At 41.4% G+C, this 20,772-nt stretch carries 12 protein-coding genes; all 12 read left to right on the forward strand.

Annotated elements, in window-relative coordinates; genetic code table 11:
• Positions 1-103: 103 nt before the first annotated feature.
• The 12 genes from GGR21_RS04095 to GGR21_RS04150 all read left to right on the forward strand — a co-directional run bounded on the left by GGR21_RS04095 (position 104) and on the right by GGR21_RS04150 (position 20,720).
• Entirely contained in the window at positions 104-3,133 is a 3,030-nt protein-coding gene (locus GGR21_RS04095) for a SusC/RagA family TonB-linked outer membrane protein (protein WP_183305894.1), read from the forward strand.
• A gap of 19 nt (positions 3,134-3,152) precedes the next feature.
• A complete protein-coding gene (locus tag GGR21_RS04100) occupies positions 3,153-4,793 on the forward strand; it encodes a RagB/SusD family nutrient uptake outer membrane protein (RefSeq protein WP_183305972.1) in 1,641 nt (546 codons plus the stop codon).
• A 93-nt stretch (positions 4,794-4,886) separates the two neighbouring features.
• A complete protein-coding gene (locus tag GGR21_RS04105) occupies positions 4,887-6,116 on the forward strand; it encodes a SusE domain-containing protein (RefSeq protein ID WP_246347983.1) in 1,230 nt (409 codons plus the stop codon).
• Positions 6,117-6,230: 114 nt separating this feature from the next.
• The gene (locus GGR21_RS04110) at positions 6,231-7,808 is read left to right on the forward strand and encodes a DUF4832 domain-containing protein (RefSeq protein WP_183305895.1); all 1,578 of its coding nucleotides are present in this window, start codon (positions 6,231-6,233) and stop codon (positions 7,806-7,808) included.
• Positions 7,809-7,915: 107 nt separating this feature from the next.
• Entirely contained in the window at positions 7,916-9,733 is a 1,818-nt protein-coding gene (locus tag GGR21_RS04115) for an FAD-dependent oxidoreductase (RefSeq protein WP_394353470.1), read from the forward strand.
• A gap of 3 nt (positions 9,734-9,736) precedes the next feature.
• Positions 9,737-10,504, forward strand: a complete 768-nt coding sequence (locus tag GGR21_RS04120) for a DUF5040 domain-containing protein (RefSeq protein WP_183305897.1) — start codon at positions 9,737-9,739, stop codon at positions 10,502-10,504.
• A 10-nt stretch (positions 10,505-10,514) separates the two neighbouring features.
• Positions 10,515-12,572, forward strand: coding sequence for an alpha-galactosidase (locus GGR21_RS04125; protein WP_183305898.1), 2,058 nt, complete (start codon positions 10,515-10,517; stop codon positions 12,570-12,572).
• A gap of 16 nt (positions 12,573-12,588) precedes the next feature.
• Positions 12,589-14,376, forward strand: coding sequence for a glycoside hydrolase family 2 protein (locus GGR21_RS04130; protein ID WP_183305899.1), 1,788 nt, complete (start codon positions 12,589-12,591; stop codon positions 14,374-14,376).
• An 8-nt stretch (positions 14,377-14,384) separates the two neighbouring features.
• Positions 14,385-15,581, forward strand: a complete 1,197-nt coding sequence (locus tag GGR21_RS04135) for a glycoside hydrolase family 88 protein (RefSeq protein WP_183305900.1) — start codon at positions 14,385-14,387, stop codon at positions 15,579-15,581.
• A 12-nt stretch (positions 15,582-15,593) separates the two neighbouring features.
• The gene (locus tag GGR21_RS04140; protein ID WP_183305901.1) at positions 15,594-16,859 is read left to right on the forward strand and encodes a glucuronyl esterase domain-containing protein; all 1,266 of its coding nucleotides are present in this window, start codon (positions 15,594-15,596) and stop codon (positions 16,857-16,859) included.
• Positions 16,860-17,081: 222 nt separating this feature from the next.
• Positions 17,082-19,811 carry a sugar-binding domain-containing protein gene (locus GGR21_RS04145; RefSeq protein ID WP_183305902.1) on the forward strand — a complete coding sequence of 910 codons (2,730 nt, stop codon included), beginning with the start codon at positions 17,082-17,084 and terminating at the stop codon, positions 19,809-19,811.
• A 138-nt stretch (positions 19,812-19,949) separates the two neighbouring features.
• Positions 19,950-20,720, forward strand: coding sequence for a hypothetical protein (locus GGR21_RS04150; RefSeq protein WP_183305903.1), 771 nt, complete (start codon positions 19,950-19,952; stop codon positions 20,718-20,720).
• Positions 20,721-20,772: the final 52 nt, after the last annotated feature.

The raw sequence follows: 20,772 nt of genomic DNA on the forward strand, positions 1-20,772 counted from the left end.
GGAAACATCTTCATTCTGGCTAACATCAGATCCCCATCCTGATATCAGAATGAAGATACAAATGAAAATACTAACTTAAATTTTTATCTTATAATATTGAAAAATGAAAATACACAAAAAGATTAAAAGTAGATTGATGATTGTTGCCATATTCTTACTATCGGCAACTCATATGTATGCAGACTTGCAACAAGATCTTATTAAAATTACCGGAAAGGTTATTGATGGAACTGGAGAATCTCTTATCGGAGTCACAGTTCGTGTGAAAGACGGAGATGCAGGAACAGTTACTGATGTAGACGGGAACTTCACAATACAGGCTTCCCCTGCATCAACTCTGGTTTTTACCTATGTAGGCTTTACAACTCAGGAGGTTAAGGTAAATCCTTCTGGAATTATGAATATAACAATGACCGGAGATGATAAATTACTTGACGAAGTAGTCGTTGTAGGCTACGGTACACAGAAGAAAAAAGACCTTACAGGAGGGCTTTCAGTGGTAGGCAAAGAAAAATTAGACATGGTTTCTACCAGCAATCTGATGGATCGTCTGACCGGACAGATTGCCGGGCTAAATATTACCACCTCTAATGCAGCTCCCGGACAGGATCAGACCCTTCTCATCCGTGGACAAAATTCTATATCAGCAAACAACGATCCCCTAATTGTTCTGGATGGAATTCCGTATAGTGGTTCTTTAGTCGATCTCGACCCGAACATTATTGACAATCTTTCTGTATTGAAAGATGCCTCGGCTGTATCAATTTACGGAGCACGCGGATCTAACGGAGTAATACTTATACAGACAAAAAGAGGTGCAAAAGGAAAACCACAGGTAACGTATAAAGCCCAGCTTGGAATATCCGAGCCAATGCAGAGAATTCAGGTAATGGGACCGAATCAATACATTCGTTTCCAACAAGATATAGGCCGTCTGAAAGAGGGTTATACAGGCGACCAGCTCGATCCTATCGCAGGCCAGATCATCAGTGTCAGTGAGCGTGAAAATTACCAGAACGGAATTACACACAACTGGCAGGATTATGTTTTCCAAACAGGTTTCACAATGGATCATCAAGTAAGTATTTCAGGAGGCACCGACGATACCAAGTATATGGCGGCGATAGCTTATCTTGATCAGGAAGGAGTGGTTTACAACTCTAAATTGGAGCGAATAAACGTCTCTGTAAATATCGACCAGACTTTCAATAAATGGCTGACCATCGGAGTAGGAACCCAGTTCATACAAAAAGAGAATGGCGGCATCACCCCAAATCTCGAGCATGCCATAAAACAGAGTCCGTATGGAAAATACAAGGATGACGCTGGCTATTATGTTACCGAGCCGATGGAGTATTCTCTTATAACCAACCCTATGATCAATGTAAATGCCGATCAGGATAGAACCAACCGAAACTTTTTCCTCAATGCATATGCCAATATTCTGCTACCAGTCAAAGGTTTGTCATTCAGGACCAATTATGGATACAACTACCGGAGCAGCTTTACCGGAACCTATTACGGACGAGATACATATGACGGTAGAGAACAAGGAGCGCAAATCGGAGGGAAAGCAAGTATCAGCAATGAACATTATACAGATTATACATGGGAGAATATACTCCGCTACGACCGTGAGATCGGTGACCACCGCTTCGATGCAACCGGACTGTTTAGTATCCAGGAAAACAGGAAAACCACATCTTCCCAGACAGCATATGGTTTTGTAACCGATGATACCAGTTATCACATGATGGGCACCGCAGAACGCAATCAAACGATATCTTCGGGATTGAGCGAAGAGGCAAGAATGTCCATGATGCTTCGCTTGAATTATGCCTACAAAGGCAAATATATGACTACATTGACCGGGCGTAGAGACGGGGCTTCAGTCTTTGGGGAAAACAATAAATATGGATTCTTCCCATCTGCCGCTCTTGCATGGCATATAGCTGAAGAAAATTTTATAAAAGATAATATCGAATGGATGGACATGCTTAAACTAAGGGTCTCTTATGGTGCCAATGGTAATGAGGCTATATCTTCCTACAGAACCCTGGATCGCCTTTACTCGAAAGTAAAATATATATGGGGAGATGGGGGAAATGCCGCTAACACGGCCTATCTGGCCAGTGATGGCATTGGTAACCCAAACCTGAAATGGGAGACCACATATACGGCTAATGTCGGATTGGATTTTCAGTTATTCAAAGGCCGCCTCAACGGAACTATTGATATGTACCTGTCCAACACACACGATCTGCTCATGCAACGCACTGTGCCTATTATGAATGGTTACAGTAAAATATGGGATAATGTGGGACAAACCCGCAACAAGGGGATAGAAATAACCTTGAATTCCCAGAATATCCGTAGTAAAGATTTCACCTGGAGTACCGACATTAACTTCTCATTAAACCGTGATAAAATTGTTGAGTTGCGTGGAGATAAAATAGACGACATTGCCAATAAATGGTTTATAGGCAAACCTATACAGGTTTATTATGACTATAATATGGTAGGTATCTGGCAACAGGGCGACGAGTTTTACTATACCGATGCGAATGGAAGCCAAAGTAAAATCCAGACCGGTGCCGAACCGGGATCTGCCAAAGTCGAAGATGTAGATGGCAACGGGTATATAGATGCAAAAGATAAGACGATTATCGGATCCAAAGTACCGGATTTCAGAATGTCTATGGGTAACAGGTTTACGTATAAAGATTTTTACTTTTCATTTCTGTTAAATGGAGTATTTGGTGTTTGGCGCGAAGATAATGTGGCTAATATAGGATCATGGACATTTGGTATAACAAACTATGTGCATAACGCAAATTATTGGACGCCGGAGAATCCCGATGCGGAAATTGTTTCCCCGGGTTATCTGAATCCCCTGGGACACAGCTATTACAAAAAGATGACATATGTACAGCTTAAGAATATAACCTTCGGTTACAGAATGCCTCATAAAATAGCCGGTAAACTTGGAGTAAACGCAATCGATATAAACGTGAGTGTCAACAATGCGCATACATTCTCTAACGTAAGGCAGGTTCTTAATTACGATAATAGCTGGATGGCTTCTTATCCCACAGCTCGTTCCTTTATGTTCGGATTAAATTTAACTTTCTAAATCAAAACACGATATGAAAATAAAAAACATCATAAAAACAGGGCTGGCATCCATATTAATGATCACAGCCACCGGATGTGACGGTTTTCTCGACGAAGACTTAAAATCAGAATTGTCTCCTACCAATACCTTTACTAGTACATACGGTTTTGAGGTAGGTGTTACCGGACTTTATGCCCTTACCCGCGCCGAATACAATACATATGGTGAAGAAGGTGCATTTATGCACAATGGAGCTTGCCCTTACGAAGCGTTACAAGCTGCTACTGATATTGTAGATGTAATAAACAGTGATGCATCTCTTACTGCATTTGCAAATCTGACACTGACATCCGAAGAAAGATTTGTAGGTACATACTGGAATTGGGCATATAGTGTGATCTCTTCGGCCAATTTAATACTGGACTATTCAGAAAAAAACAATAACTGGGATTATCCTACAGACAAGACTCGTTTTCAGGCTGAAGCACGCTTTTTCCGTGCTTACGCATATCGTACGTTGGTCTACCTCTACGGAGACGTGCCATATGTAGAGAAAATATTATATGATTTCCAGCTTGATTTCACCCGCACTCCTAAAGCAGAAGTACTAGGACATATTGTAGACGACCTGAAATTTGCAACTGAATATCTCCCTGAAAATCCGGATAATGTCAAGGATGGAAAACTAACTAAATGGGCGGCATATCACCTGTTAAGTGAAATGTACCTGTTGCAGGGAGAATATAAGCTGGCAGAAGAAGCTGCTCTGGAAGTGATTAACAGTAAGCATTATGAGTTGATGAAAGCCCGTTATGGAGCGGGTAAGGATAAAGCAGGCGATGTATTCAGCGATCTGTTTGTCGAAAACAATCAAAATAGAGGAAGCGGCAACAAAGAAAGTATCTGGGTTATGCAATTCGAATATAATACGATCGGAGGAGGAACCAATTCTGACGAATGGACACGCAGAGCGTGGAATCCTAAATACCAGGATATCTCAGGCTTCGTCTTAGCCGATACATTGGGTGGTCGCGGTCTGGCACAGATAGTTCCTATGAAATGGTGGGTAGGTACCAAAGGTACAAATGCTACCGGAGATGTTGCCGGTATCTTTGATGACACAGATATTCGCAACTCGAACCACAATATCAAACGTAACTGGTATTATAACAACTCAGGTGATGCATCCCTATATGGTAAAAAATGTAATATTACAGAACAAACCTGGTTCTCTACAAAAACATTGTTTCCGGCTTTGACTAAATTTTTCTATGGACGTAGCGAAAATTTAAGTCTTACAGGAAGCTATAGGGACCGTATGAAATTTCGCCTGTCCGAAACTTATCTGTTGCTTGCAGAGGCTTATCTGGGACAAAATGAAACATCAAAAGCTGCCGACGCTGTAAACGAAGTACGCAAGCGGGCAGGAGCAACACCAGTTGCAGCCGAAGACATGTCAATGGATTACCTGCTCGATGAGCGTATCCGTGAATTGGTTGGAGAAGAAACCCGCCGCTTTACATTGGTACGCACAAATAAATTGATAGACCGGGCTAAGAAGTACAATAGTGCAATAAAAGATGTCATCCAGGATTATCATGCATTGTGGCCTATTCCGCAAACGATAATCGACGCTAACCGTGACGTAGTATTCCCTCAGAATCCAGGGTACAAATAAATAAAATCATTCATTCAACAACATTAAGTTAGAGACATTTAAGAAACACTTAATAAAAAGAGAATAATGATTTTTATCTTAAAAACAATATTTATGAAAAAAGTAAATTTTTTATATAAAACATTGCCATTATTGTTCACCGCGTTTTGCATGAATGCATGTGACGATGGCGATATTAAAGATATACCAAAGGTTGAAGAACATCTGGAGCTTACAGCTTCATCTACTGACATCATACTGGATGAGAATAATCTTACAGGCGACATCCTTACTTTCACATGGACCGAAGCCCGCCCTCAATCAGATGATGATCATATGGTCTCTTATACAACAAAGCTCGATGTTGTAGGGAATAATTTCGGTTCGTCTACAGCTATCCTTACATATGAGGATGACGGAGTATTCAGTAAGAGCTTTACATCCGAACAGTTACAAAACTGGGCAAACGAGAAATGGACCCTGCCTACTAATAAACCTTTTACTCTTGAGTTCCGGGTAGTTGCCCAATGGGAAGGAGGATCTACCTTCGAAGCCCCTGAAGTTCGTACTGTCAGGGTTAATGTTCAGCCTATTAAAACAATTGTTTTTGATGCAGATAAGTTATTCCTTGAAGGTAGCGCCGTACCAGGCATGAGTGGAATTGAATTAACTCAAACCCTAGAGAATGAAAACCTATACGCATATCTTCTCAACCTGGAAGCCGGAGACCTCATTATTCCGGTTGAATTCGAAGGAGAAACCAACTATCTTTGTCCTGTCGAGGGAGATGGGACTTTACAAGATGGCGAAGCCGTAAGTGTAACAATGCGCGAAAATCCTGTTGCATGGAAAATACCAACTGCCGGAGAATACCGTATCGTTGTGAATATGCAGAAAGCGACAGTTACTATCTATTCGCCGGAGAAAGCACTTAAACCAAAGAGCGTTGACTGGAATGGTGACGGAGGTGTACCAATGACAACCGAAGTAACGGAATTATGGATGCATGGAGCCATCAATAGCTGGGGAACTCCTATAAAATGTGAATGTACAGTAAGCTTGGCCGACCCGCAAGTACTTATATATACAGGAGGCAAAACGGGCAAAACTAAGTTCATCGTTTATGGAGGATCAGATAATAACAAAAACCTTGCTTATGCATTCAGTTGCCCGCTGACAGCTAGCAGCACAGCGCAAGAACTGACTCTTACATTGGGTAAAGTAGCCGAACTGTCGGGAGGATATACGAGTGCACAGCGTAACTCATACTATACGATCCCTACAGGAGCAAACTTTGTAATACTCGATCTGAGAAATATGACAATCATAGCTGAAAAACGTTAAGGTACACCAAAGAATAATATTGCCGTATTGGAATGAAGATAAAAATACTGACAGGAAGGTACGGCAACATTTTCTGATTATTAATTACTACAAATTCTCTTTAATATTATAAATATGAAAAATATAAACATCAAAATATTGATTTCCTGCGCATTGGCCGCATTATTATGCCTCACTTTACACGCTTGCAGTGATGATGATAACACGGATCAGGGGAATAACTATCCGGGAACTACTTTGGTGAAAACTAATTACAGTAGATCTAAAATCCTTCGTAATCCTCTGAACGGATGGGTAATGTATGCAGCCCGCACTGCCGAACCGTCCTATTGGGATACAGAATATTACGTTCCAGACCTTGGAAAGAAAGTAAAGGTTATAGACTATGCTTCGGCCTGTTATGTCCGTACAAGTTGGGCTTCTCTTAATCCCAGCGATGGGGTCTATACCTGGAAAGATAAAAATACCCAGATAGGGCGGTTGATTCAGGGAGCCTTGGAAAGAGGTGTGCCTATTGCCTTCCGTATTGTGGTTGATGGACGCGACCAGGGAGCGAACACTCCGGATTTTGTGTTCGACGCCGGAGCTAAATATTATCTGGAAAATTCTAATTATCCAACCAGGAAGACACCATATCCTCAGGATCCTGTCTTTCAACAATACTATACCAAACTGATAGAGGCTCTAGCCGCAGATTTCAATGATGGTGAACTTTGCGCTTTCATCGATGCATATGGTTTAGGTAAATGGGGAGAAGCACATAATGTAATTTACGAAGATCCTAACACTTCTACCGGAGAAAATACAGAAAGACTTAAAGAAGAAGTTTTTGAATGGATCACCGACCTATATACCCGATGCTTCACAAATGTACCTCTGGTTATCAACTATCATCGCGTAGTGGGACATCCGGCTAGTGACGGGGCAGTGAATGTAAACACAGAAAAGCTACTAAATATGGCTATCAACAAAGGATATAGCCTTAGACAAGATGCATTCGGAATGACTGATTATTATAAGGATTGGGAGAAGAACTTTGCCAAAACTTGGAATTACAAACGCCCGATCATTATGGAAGGAGGCTGGATTACCGACCCCGGCCACTCTCACAGACCTGAAACCGACAGTAGTGGCAAGTATAGAGCGGGTCATCCGGAAGATGTACGCCAGGGAGAATTCGATGCTTCACTCGAAGCTAAGGTAAACATGATGGACTTCAGAGCCGGATATGAAACCGAAACTTGGTTTGCTCTGAGTTTCAGCCTTGTTCAGCGATTCAATGCCGAAGGAGGATACCGTCTCTATCCAGACAGGGTATACTTACCTGAAAGTGTCAACAGAGGAACTGAAATAACTATAGCTCATCGCTGGAGAAATATGGGTTGGGGATATTTTCCTAACAATATTCCTCAGTGGAATTACAGATATAAAGTTGCTTTTGCTCTGTTGGATTCTGGTGACAATGTAAAGGAGGTAATAGTCGACAGTACCAGTGAGCCTTCTAACTGGCTAAAAGATACCCCCGCATTATACGAACTTAAAACATCTGTTGATTTACCTGCCGGAAGCTATAAATGGGCTGTGGCAATTGTAGATACAAAAAAAGACAATCAACCGGCTATACAACTTGCGGTAAACGAGGACATAACCGCTGACGGTTGGGCTAAACTCCTTGATGTGCAGGTGAAATAGCAGATCGTATTTTATAATCTCAAAGAACTGAAAAGTTGGAAAAATATACAAAAAGAACAGTTTTAATCTCTCTATTACTGTTTCTGAACTTAACCTCATATGCCGTCGTGCTCTTGGTCGAAACCGAGAGTTTCGGCGACAAAGGTGGCTGGGTTCTGGATCAGCAGTTCATGGATCAGATGGGCTCGCCATATTTAATGGCTCATGGCATGGGAAAGCCTGTTGCCAATGCCACAACAAATATTACTTTCCCCGAAACCGGAACCTATTACATCTATGTCCGCACATTCAACTGGACTTCGCCATGGACCAGCACAAACGGACCGGGAAAGTTTACCCTGAAGATCGGAAACAAAAAATTACCGGTAGTATTAGGTGATAAAGGTTCTGAATGGATGTGGCAGAGTGCCGGAAAAATTACTGTGAAAGATTTGCAGACTACTGTTTCTCTTGTCGATCTCACAGGTTTCAATGGCCGGTGCGATGCTATTTATTTTACAACAGAAGAAAGGAACGTTCCACCATCGGACATTAAGGAATTAGCTTTATTCAGAAAAAAGATGTTGAATATTCCTGCGATCCCCGAAGAAACAGAATCCTATGACTTTGTTGTAGTCGGAGGTGGAATTGCCGGAATGTGTGCATCCGCAGCCGCATCACGTCTGGGATGCAAAGTCGCATTGATAAATGACCGCCCGGTTCTGGGCGGTAATAACAGTTCCGAAATCAGAGTACATCTCGGCGGTTCCATCGAATTGGAACCAAACAAAGGTCTGGGACGTATGATCCGTGAATTCGGCCATTCCCGCGAGGGCAACGCCAAACCGGGAGACTACTACGAAGACGGCAAAAAGAGTGAATTTATCGCTAATGAAAGAAATATCACCTTATATTCGAATTACCGGGCAATTGCAGTCAAAAAGAATGGAGATAAGATAGAGTCTATCATCATCAAAAACATAGAAACAGGAAAAGAAATATGCCTTAAAGCTCCTTTATTTTCCGACTGTACAGGGGATGGGACAATAGGATATCTGGCCGGAGCCGATTATACAAGCGGTCGTGAAAGCCGTGCCGAATTCGGTGAAGAACTGGCTCCCGAAGTAGCTGATAATATGACAATGGGCGCATCCGTACAATGGTATTCAGTAGATGCAGGAAAGAAGATCAAATTTCCACAATTCCGCTACGGTGTGGAGTTTAACGACACAAACGCCGAAAAAGTAACTATGGGCGAGTGGAAATGGGAAACAGGCATGAATCTGGATCAGGTAAATGAATTCGAACGTATTCGTGACTATGGCTTACTAGTTGTTTTTTCTAACTGGAGTTTTTTGAAGAATGAACTGATAGATAATGATAAATATGTTAATCGGGAATTGGGATGGGTAGCTTATATTGCCGGTAAACGTGAATCACGCCGTCTATTGGGCGATTATATTCTTAAACAGGACGATATCGATAAAAATGTATTCCACGAAGATGCGTCTTTTGTAACAACATGGAGCATCGACCTGCATTTCCCCGATTCGGTAAATTCCAGCCGTTTTCCTGATCAGGAATTTAAGGCTGCTACAAAACATATACGTATCTATCCGTATGCAGTACCTTATCGTTGCCTGTATTCCCGGAACATCGATAATCTGTTCATGGCGGGCCGTGACATCAGCGTTACTCATGTTGCGCTAGGCACAGTGAGGGTAATGCGTACTACAGGTATGATGGGAGAAGTAGTAGGGATGGCGGCATCGCTATGCAAGAAATATAATACAACACCCCGGATAATCTACCAGGCACACCTGAGTGAATTAAAGGTACTGATGAAAGAAGGGGCTGGAAAACATGACGTCCCCGACAATCAACGGTTTAATGAACAAAAACCATTAAAAACACCCCGGGGATTAAATAACAGTGAGAATAAATAATAAATGAAAAAACTGATTTTCATATCAATCTTTTTATTGTCATTCCTGAATGGGCATGCTCTTTTACAGGATAGTACGCAATATACTATCCTGTTAACAGGGGCTTCTTTTGCATCACCTCAAAACGGATGGTTCGAAATAGGTTGCCGGAAGCTAAAAGCCCGCCCGGTTAACAGGGCAATCGGAGGCGAATCTATTGCAAATACGGCAAACAGGATGATTGACGGCACTTTGTATTCTTTCGAAGAGCTGGATAATATCGATGCACTTGTTATTATGCAGGTACACAACCGGAATGTCTTTGATGAATCTCAATTATTATCCAAATACACTGATTATCCGGTTCCTTTCGACAGGAGCAACTATGCTGCTGCTTACGATTATGTGATAAAAAGATATATCAGTGAATGCTACGAACTGAAAAATAATCAGGAATCGAAATATTATGGCACTAAATCCGGAAAACCAGCAGTCATTATTCTTTGTACCGATTGGCATGATGGACGTATCATATACAATACTTCTGTTCGTAGATTAGCTTCGAAGTGGGGATTACCTCTTGTAGAATTCGATACGTCTATCGGCTTCTCAAAAGGCAGCCCACACCCTGTTACCGGAGAACAGCAAAGCCTGCTGCACGCAAAAGATACCCAGACCATAGACGGAGTAAAATATGGCTGGCATCCCAACCGGGGCGAAGACAAATACATCCAACAGCGGATGGCCGCAATATTCACAGATTTGATGAAAAAAGTTTTACCTATAAAATAAGAACTGCAAGATGAAACGTATATTATTAATTCTGTTTGTTTTTGGGATATTAGTACCTGCTCATTCTCAGAACGCTTATTATAGCCGTCTGGAGAATGACACACTAACTATCGGAAATGACCTGATAGAGCGGAAATTTATCTGGAACAAAGGAAATCTGATCACATACAGCCTGACCGACAAAAGTTCAGATCATTGCTGGCTGAACAAAGTAAAATCTCCGGATTTTTCCATATCCAAAAACGCAGATAACATATCCAACTCATCTTATGCCTCGAAAGAAGTAAAAGAATCAGTCATTCATCCCGCTTACCTTGAAATAACAGTCTCTTTTTCATTGGATAAGCTGGACATTAAAAGGGTATTTCGCATCTATAAAAACAGTCCCGCCATTGCTTGTAACACATATCTAAAAGGCAGTATGGAAGTCACTCTGGATGGGAAGGTCACTAATCTGGCCGATATGAAAAACATAGAGTTCACCGAAGATATGAAGTCCAGACAGGTAATGGCCATACTAGACCAGATCAAACTGGACGGATTTCACTGGCAGACAAAAATAGTTGAATTTTATGACGTCACCGACTGGAACAACAACCTCGTTTTCGAAAGTAATATAATACCTTATCGCAAAAATTCATATAAAGGAAACTTATTATTCGCACACAATACGGAGAATGACAAAGGCTTTTTCTTCTTGAAAGAAGCACCTTCATCAAGTGTTCAGTTGGCTTATAACGGATATGATTTTACCACCGAATTCGGACATTTTGTTGTAACCGGACTAGGCATGACCGAAAAAGACATCAGAGTAGATGAATGGCGGAAAACATATGGCTGTGTAATCGGTGTCTATAGCGGTTCGGAACTGGATCAACTGATGGCTCTACGTAGTTATCAGAAAAATATCAGGAAATTACTACCGGGCAGGGACGAAATGGTGATGATGAATACATGGGGCGACCGCAGCCAGGATTCTAAGGTAAATGAGAAATTCAGTCTGATAGAGGTAGAAAAAGCCGCCAGACTCGGCATCACTCACTTTCAGATAGATGACGGATGGCAAGTCGGTAAAAGTCCCAATTCGGCTGTAGCAAAAGGATCTTTTAAAAACATCTGGGACAATCCCGATTACTGGAAACCCGATCCTGTGAAATATCCTAACGGGCTGCATCCAATCGTAAAAAGGGGGAAAGAACTGGGTGTTGAAATATGTCTTTGGTTCAATCCAAGTGTTCAGCACGATTATGCCGATTGGGAAAAAGACGCTCAGGCTATGGTAGACCTATATAATGAGTATGACATCCGTACTTTCAAAATAGATGGGCTAGCTATCCCGACCAAACAATCCGAAATCAACCTGCACAAGCTGTTCGACAAAGTGCTGAAAAAAACAAACAACAATGTTGTCTTTAATCTTGATGCGACTGCCGGACGCCGTGGAGGATATCATATGTTCAACGAATATGGCAATATATTTTTAGAGAATCGCTACACCGACTGGCAGAACTATTATCCATACTGGACGCTACGAAATCTGTGGAAACTCTCGAAATATGTTCCTGCCGAAAAGCTTCAGATCGAATTCCTGAATAAATGGAGAAATACGGAAAAATATGGGAATGATATATTCGCTCCGGCGAACTATTCATTCGAATATCTTTTCGCAACCACCATGGCCGGGCAACCGCTGGCCTGGTTCGAGGGTAGCAGTTTGCCAGAAGAGGCCTTTGGTGTAAGCAAACTGATAAAAGCTTATAAGGAAATACAACATGATTTCCATACCGGAACCATATTACCTGTCGGAGAAGAACCATCCGGCAAATCGTGGACAGGGTTTCAGTCTGTAAAGGGAGATAAGGGATATTTTATCTTTTTCAGGGAGAATAATTCTAATGGAAAAGCTACTGTTGAAACATGGTTGCCCGAAAATATAAAAGTCAGATGCACGCCTGTTCTTGGAAATGGCAAGAACTTCGAGCAACAGACAGGACGTAAAGGATCACTGGAAATAGAACTGCCTGGAATCAATGACTTTGTGATGTACAAATATGAAATAATAAAATAAATAAGCTATAAACATAATGAAACTGAAAGCAACTATTATTATACCAACCTTACTCTTGTGTCTGTTCTTTACAGATATCAAAGCACAGGGATTAATCACAAATGTTTACGGACGGAAAGTAACATCCCTTAACGGCAAATGGGATGCCATTGTCGACCTGTATGATCAGGGACGGAAAAATAAGATTTTTTTGAATAAAAAGCCCGAAGGTAAGACTGATTTCTACGAATATTCTTTCGAAGGCGGTCTACGGCTGAATGTTCCCTCCGACTGGAACAGCCAGATGCCCGAACTAAAGTATTACGAAGGTACAGTCTGGTATGCACGCAGATTCGATGCAGAAAAAGAAGCTGATAAACGTTTATTCCTTTACTTCGGAGCAGTCAGCTATCGTTGCCATATTTACCTCAACGGAAAGGAAATAGGTAAACACGAAGGCGGATTCACACCTTTCCAGATAGAAGTAACTGACCTGATAAAAAACACAGACAACTTTCTTGCTGTGGAAGTAAATAATACCCGTACCGTTGATGCTATCCCTGCTATGGCTTTCGACTGGTGGAATTATGGTGGAATTACCCGTGATGTATTTCTAGTAAGTACACCGAAAGTATTTATCGAGGATTATTTTATACAACTGGATAAATACAAAACCGATAAGATCGACATGCGTATCAGTTTATCTGAAAAGGTAGCTAACGCAAATATACAAGTAGAAATACCAGAACTTAAGATTAAACAAAATCTGACAACTGACAGCCAAGGCTTCGCACAGGCTTCTGTTAATGTAAAAAAACTGGAACGCTGGTCTCCCGAATCACCGAAGCTTTATAAAGCCATTATCTCTTCTGATAATGATAAGGTCGAAGAAATGATCGGCTTCCGCAATATATGGGTAAAAGGAGAAGACGTATATCTGAATGACAAGCCGATTTTCCTTAAATCGATCGCGTTCCACGAAGAAATACCTCAACGTAAAGGGCGTGCATTTTCAGAATCAGACGCCGTTATGCTCCTATCAGAAGCTAAAGCTTTAGGTTGTAACATGATCCGCCTGGCACATTATCCGCAGAATGAATACACGGTTCGTATGGCAGAAAAGATGGGTTTCCTGCTATGGGAAGAAATACCGATCTGGCAGGGAATAGATTTCGAAAATGAAGAAACAAAGCAAAAAGCAGGTAATATGATAAAAGAGATGGTAACGCGTGACAAAAACCGTTGTGCCCTCGCTTTCTGGGGAGTAGCCAATGAAACACAGCCGTCAGCACCAAGAAACGAGTTTTTAAAATATCTGATCGGCAGTGTTAAAGACATTGATACTACACGACTGATAACAGCTGCTTTCGACCTTGTTCGCTTCAATAGGGACAGGCAGGTCTTTGTAATGGACGATCCATTCATCAAGGAACTCGATGTAGTAGCCGTTAATAAATACATGGGTTGGTATCATCAATGGCCTGTAACTCCAGATAAGGCAACATGGGATGTAGCCAAAGGACAACCGTTAATCATATCTGAATTCGGCGGAGAAGCTCTTTATGGAAGAACAGGGGATGCTGACATTGTAAGCTCATGGAGTGAAGATTATCAGGCAACGCTTTTCAGGGATAATCTGGAAATGTTCAAGCATATACCGAATCTAAGGGGAACAAGCCCATGGATATTATTTGACTTCCGCTCCCCATTCCGTTTCCACCCCACTAATCAGGAAGACTGGAACAGAAAAGGCATGGTATCGGATCAGGGATATAGAAAAAAAGCCTGGTATCTGATGAAAGAGTATTATGACAATATAAAATAATCTGAAAAATGAAGAAAATAATTATATACGCATTAGCCGCAATTGTATTTTGCGCTTGTAATGATAAGCCAAAAACTTCGGACAAAGAAGCATTATTATCTATTGTTGACAGCGCTTTGGCCTTTGCAGAAAAGCAATCTTTGCTAATGGCACAAAAATACGAAAATCAGGAAGGCAGGCTACCCCGCAGTTATGAGAACGGAGAGGATATTTCATCCGATTCACGCTGGTGGTGCAGTGGTTTCTATCCCGGAGTATTATGGTATTTGTATGAGAATGACAAGAATCCGGAGATATTGAAATACGCCAAACTTTACACCGACAGGGTGGAAAGGGAAAAATACACAACAGATAACCACGATGTGGGCTTTATGCTGTATTGCAGCTTTGGTAACGGCCTGCGCCTGACGGGAGATGAGCATTATAAAGAAGTGTTGCTGACAGGGGCAAAGTCTCTGGCAACCCGCTATAATGCGAATGTAGGATTGATCCGTTCGTGGGATCATAACAAGGATAAATGGCAATATCCGGTTATTATAGACAATATTATGAATTTGGAATTGTTGTTATGGGCTGCTAAACAATCAGGTGATTCTACATTTAAGGAAATATCCCTTTCGCACGCAGACAAGACGATTATAAATCATTTCCGTCCCGATTACAGTTCTTACCATGTAGTATCATACGATACTATTACAGGAGAACCACATCTGAAACAAACCCATCAGGGTTATTCCGATGAATCTTCGTGGAGCCGTGGACAGGCATGGGGACTGTACGGATATACATACCTGTACAGGGAAACTAAAGATAAACGCTATCTGGAACAGGCGAAGAATATAGCAAACTATATAATAAATCACCCAAATATGCCGAAAGACTATATTCCTTACTGGGATTTTGATACACCAGAAATACCGGATACTCCGCGTGATGCCTCGGCAGCCTGCATTATAGCTTCGGCGCTTGTCGAATTAAGTGATTATGTAGATGCAGACCTGTCAAAAAAATACATGGATATTGTAGAGAAACAAATAAGCACACTGGCATCACCCGGGTATACGGCTAATCCGGGAGAAAACGGATGCTTTATTCTGAAGCACAGCACAGGAGGTTATCCATTCAAGTCGGAAGTCGATGCACCTCTTACATATGCTGATTATTATTATCTGGAGGCACTAACCAGATTGAAAAAGAAACTGTAAAGGAGACCTGATATGAAAAAAGTGTTATTAGCATCACTTTTCTTTTTACAAGTCCTTCTTTTTTGGGGGCAGGAACCTAACTACGATGAGTCGAAAGTCCCGTCTTTTATATTGCCCGATCCGCTAATAATGGAAAACGGTGAAATAGTAACGACAAAGGAAGAATGGATAGAAAAACGAAGACCTGAGATTTTAAATCTGTTTGAAACATACGTCTACGGGAAATCGCCGGAAAAACCAGCAAATCTGCATTTCGAGGTATTATCGGAAGACCATTATGCACTAAGCAATATGGCGACACGTAAGGAAATCGCAGTTTATTTCACAGAGAGTGATGAGCATTACATGACAATACTAATGTATATCCCAAATAAGCGTAACGGAGCAGTGCCACTTTTCTTCGGCCTCAATTTTAAAGGAAATCACACAATATATGATGATCCGGATATAACCGAATCTGTAACCCGCATGGAACCGCGTGACGGAGGAAGTGAGATTCGTCCGAACGCATTCAAAAGAGGGGAAGCCTCTTCTCGCTGGCCAGTGGAAATGCTGATAGCCAATGGCTATGGGCTGGCAACGGTTTACCGTGGTGATATAGATCCCGATTATGATGATGGCTTTCAGAATGGAGTACATCCTTTATTCTATAAAGACGGACAGACAAAACCTAAGGCGGACGAATGGGGAACACTGGCCGCATGGGCATGGGGATTGAGTTGCGCGATGGATTATTTTGAAACGGATGAAGATATCGATGCTTCTAAAGTCGCCGTCTTCGGGCATTCCCGCCATGGAAAAACTGCTCTTTGGACAGGAGCAATAGATCAACGCTTTGCTATGGCTATCTCCAATGATTCAGGTTGTGGGGGAGCAGCTTTGTCGAGAAGAAAATACGGAGAAACTGTAAGCAAGATAAACAAGCTCTTCCCTCATTGGTTCTGTGAGAACTTTAAGCAATACTCAGACAATGAAGATAAACTCCCGGTCGACCAGCATCAGTTAATCGCATTAATGGCTCCACGCCCGGTTTATATAGCCAGTGCAATAGAGGACAGATGGGCTGATCCGAAAGGTGAGTTTTTGTCCGGAGTATTCGCCACTCCGGTTTATGAACTATTCGGGCAGGATGGATTGCCTATTAAAGATATGCCGGATGTAGATTCTCCCGTGATAGACGGATATATAGGTTACCATGTGCGGACAGGCGATCATGATATTAATTTATACGACTGGCAACAGTTTGTAAAGTTTGCAGATAAATATTTAAAGAAGTAAGAAAAATAGAAATTAGTATGACTTGGGAAAACTATGTAAGAAAATCGAAAAGAGCAATATCACAGGCAAATAGGGTAAAGCCTTTGGTGTTTTTATAACTAAGTTTGTTATCTCTCTATCCTATCTAAGACAGTCTAAAAAAACAATTGTCCAGGAACAAATTAAAAGACATTCTTACATTAACCTTTGATGAATATAAATAATAACTAAGATATATAAAACATGAACAACAGGATGCAATGTTTAAAGATTGTATTTACAGTGTTACTCCTTTTACAGGTCTTCACTGCTAAGGGACAAACCCAAACCATCGATTTGTCCGGTGTCTGGCGATTCCAGACCGATGTGATGGACTTCCGCCGGGGATCATTATCGCCACGTTACAACCACGAGTTGCAGGAAACTATTACCCTGCCAGGGATTACCGACGATTATAAAATCGGTTATAAAGTTCCCTACAAATATATCGACCGCCTGACACGCAAATACGAGTATATGGGCCCGGCGTGGTATCAACGTGATATAGAGATTCCCAAAGAATGGAAAGGCAAGCGCATCTTCATGTATTTCGAACGTACGCACTGGCTCAGTTCCATCTATGTGGACACAAAGGAAGTCAGCAAAATAGATTACATCAGTATACCGCACAACCATGATCTGACGGATTTTGTCACTCCCGGCAAAACACACCGTTTTACTGTCTGCATCGACAACCGTTACCAGTATAATACCCATAAATGGAACCATGCCCATACGGAATTTACCCAGATTAACTGGAATGGTATACTAGGTGAAATAAAACTGGTCGCCATCGATCCTGTTTATATCGACGATCTGCAGGTATATCCCGATATCGCAGACAATAGTATCAAAGTAAAAATGCAGGTAAATAATTATACGAAGAAAGAAGTAACAGGAACAGCTACTTTTAATATAAATGGAGAGAATTACACTATAAATAAAGAAGTTGCCATAAATGGAAACGATTCTGTTATTTCAATTGAAGATGTGATACAATTAGGAAAAAACATAAAGCTTTGGGACGAATTCAATCCGAATATATATAAGATCACATGCCAATTAAACACAAGTACTGATAAAGCAAAATACCAGCATGAAAAATCAGCTGATTTTGGTATGCGGGAAGTAAAGCAAGGCAAGAATCATGTATTGATAAATAACCGTCCTGTCCATCTGCGAGGCAATGTGGAAAACGCTGTTTTCCCAAAAACAGGCTATGCTCCTGTTGAAGATGCAGAATGGGAAAGGATCATGTTATTGATGAAGGATTACGGATTGAATCACCTGCGTTTCCATTCCTGGTGCCCACCTAAAGCGGCTTTCCGTATGGCGGACAAACACGGTATCTACTTTGAAGTGGAAATGCCAATGTGGGGCAAGGATGCCGAACCGGACGAAGCTCGTTATAACTTCTTCCGTCGCGAGATGCGTGCGATACTCAAAGAATATGGCAATCATCCTTCATTCGTGCTGTATTGCAATGGAAATGAAATTACCGGAAACTTCGACTTTATAGAAGAACTGACAGCAGCAGGACGTGAACTGGACAGTCGTCATCTGTTTAGTGGTTCAACTGCACGCACCAGGGTAAAATCAGACCAGTACTATGTGTCGCAACAGACGAATAAAGGTCCTGTGAAAGTATACGAAGGTATGCCGAACACCGATTGGGACAGAAATAAAGAATCGGATGTGGATGTGCCTGTTATTTCACACGAATCGGGGCAGCGCTGTGTTTACCCAGACTTCCGTGAGATAGAAAAATACGCAAACAGCCCTGTCGAAGCCCGCAACTTCGAAGTATTTCGCGACATGCTGAAAGCAAACGGCATGGGCGACCAGGCGTATGACTTCTTTAAGGCTTCGGGAGCATTAACCATAGTTGAGTATAAGGCAGTAATAGAAGCTCTTCTGCGTTCATCAAAATCGGCAGGCTTCCAGCTTCTTTCTATAAATGACTTCCCCGGACAGGGCTATGCCCCGGTAGGTATTCTCGATCCGTTCTGGGATTCGAAAGGATTAGTCACACCTGAAAAATTCAGAGAATTCTGCGCTCCGACTGTAGCTTTACTCCGTTACGAAAAAAGTTCTTATTTCAACGATGAAATATTTACAGGTAATGCCGAAATCTATAATTTCAGCAATTCAGGAATCAAAAACGCAAAAATAAAATGGTCGTTGACAGACAGCAATGGTAAAACACTGAAGAAAGGAAATCTGAAAACCCAGACAATTGGTAATGACGATGTATTCCCTGTAGGAGAATTCACATTCGACCTGAAAAGAATTACTTCTCCACAGCAACTGACCGTACATCTGTCTGTTAACGACAATATAAAAAACAGTTGGAATATCTGGGTGTATCCCAAAAATGAGACATTGATGACTTCGACAGACGATGTGCTCTATACCACTGTGTACGATGACAAGGCAAAACAGCAACTGGCTCAGGGCAAAAATGTAGTATTACTTCCGGCTCCGAATAAGGTAAAGGGCCGTAAATCAGTCTTTCACAACCATTTCTGGAACCCGATCATGTTTGCATGGCCGCCAATGACAATCGGTTGCCTGATACATAACGATCAGCCTGTATTCAACGATTTCGTAACATCATACCATACCGATTGGCAATGGTGGGATATCCTCAACAATGCCAAAGTGATAGAGATGCAGAATAGCCCTCAGGAGCTAAGACCTTTTATACAGGTAATAGATGCTTATGACAACAACCAGAAACTGGGTATCGGATTCGAAGCGAAAGTAAACGGCGGAAATCTTCTGGTTCTGGCTGTCGACACAAAGAAAGACATGGAAAACCGCCCTGCTACAAGACAATTACTGGAAAGTATCGATAAATATGTAAAGAGTGACAAATTCAATCCGCAGGTAAAAGTGGAAGAATCGTTTATCCAATCGTTTCTGATGAAATAACAAATAGTTTATCTATAACATAAACATAGATGAGAGGTAGAGGTATTAAGTATTGAGATTGTAAAAAGGTGGCATCGTAAAAAACATTGATAAAATCAATATGTCACGCCTGTCACCTTTTTTTAACATTTACATCTTATGAAAAAAGTATACTTATTTGTCGTATTGATATTTACATATAGCCTTTCAACATACGGGCAGGAAATACAGATGAGCGAAACAGCCACTTTGGAACAGGTATACGGAGAGAACGTAGAATCGGAAAACCTGCTGCCCTTCAACGATCTGAATATAGAGTTCGGTTATGTACTTTATGAAGCAAAAATAACAACAGAATCAGAAGAGGTCGTTCTCGATCTGGAAAATGTTAGGGATTACGCCGTAGTCTTTATTGATAATACGTTTCAGGGAACATTGACAGACAACCGAAAGAAACTGACTTTAGATCTTACTCCCGGCGAATATACATTACAACTCTATGCCGAAAACATAGGCAGGATTACCTATGGTCCCGAAATTCTGGACAACTCCAAGGGTCTGTTCGGAAGTATAACCCTTGACAATGAAGAGATAGAAAACTGGAAGATAACACCGCTTGATGTAAAGAATTGTGATGTGAATGATCTGCAATTTACAGAACAAAGCACAAATGCAATCCCTTGTTTTCATAAAGGAAATTTTGAGATGACTGCACCGAAGGATGCCTACCTCGATATTTCAGGCTGGGGAATGGGCGAGGTCTGGCTCAACGGTAATTATATGGGCTCGTACTGGGAGGAAGAAAAACAGCAATCGATACAGATTCCGGCTGAAAACCTGATCAAAGGGATGAACGAAATAGTTATCTTTGAATTGAAAAACAATGGTAGGAAATCGGTGAAGCTCACCGATGATCCGGTGTTCAAATAAAAAAGAGGTAGAAATATTACTTTTGTTACTTTTTAGTTAAAATAGAAATACA

The sequence above is a fragment of the Dysgonomonas hofstadii genome (genome assembly GCF_014196915.1).
Taxonomy (GTDB): Bacteria; Bacteroidota; Bacteroidia; order Bacteroidales; family Dysgonomonadaceae; genus Dysgonomonas; species Dysgonomonas hofstadii.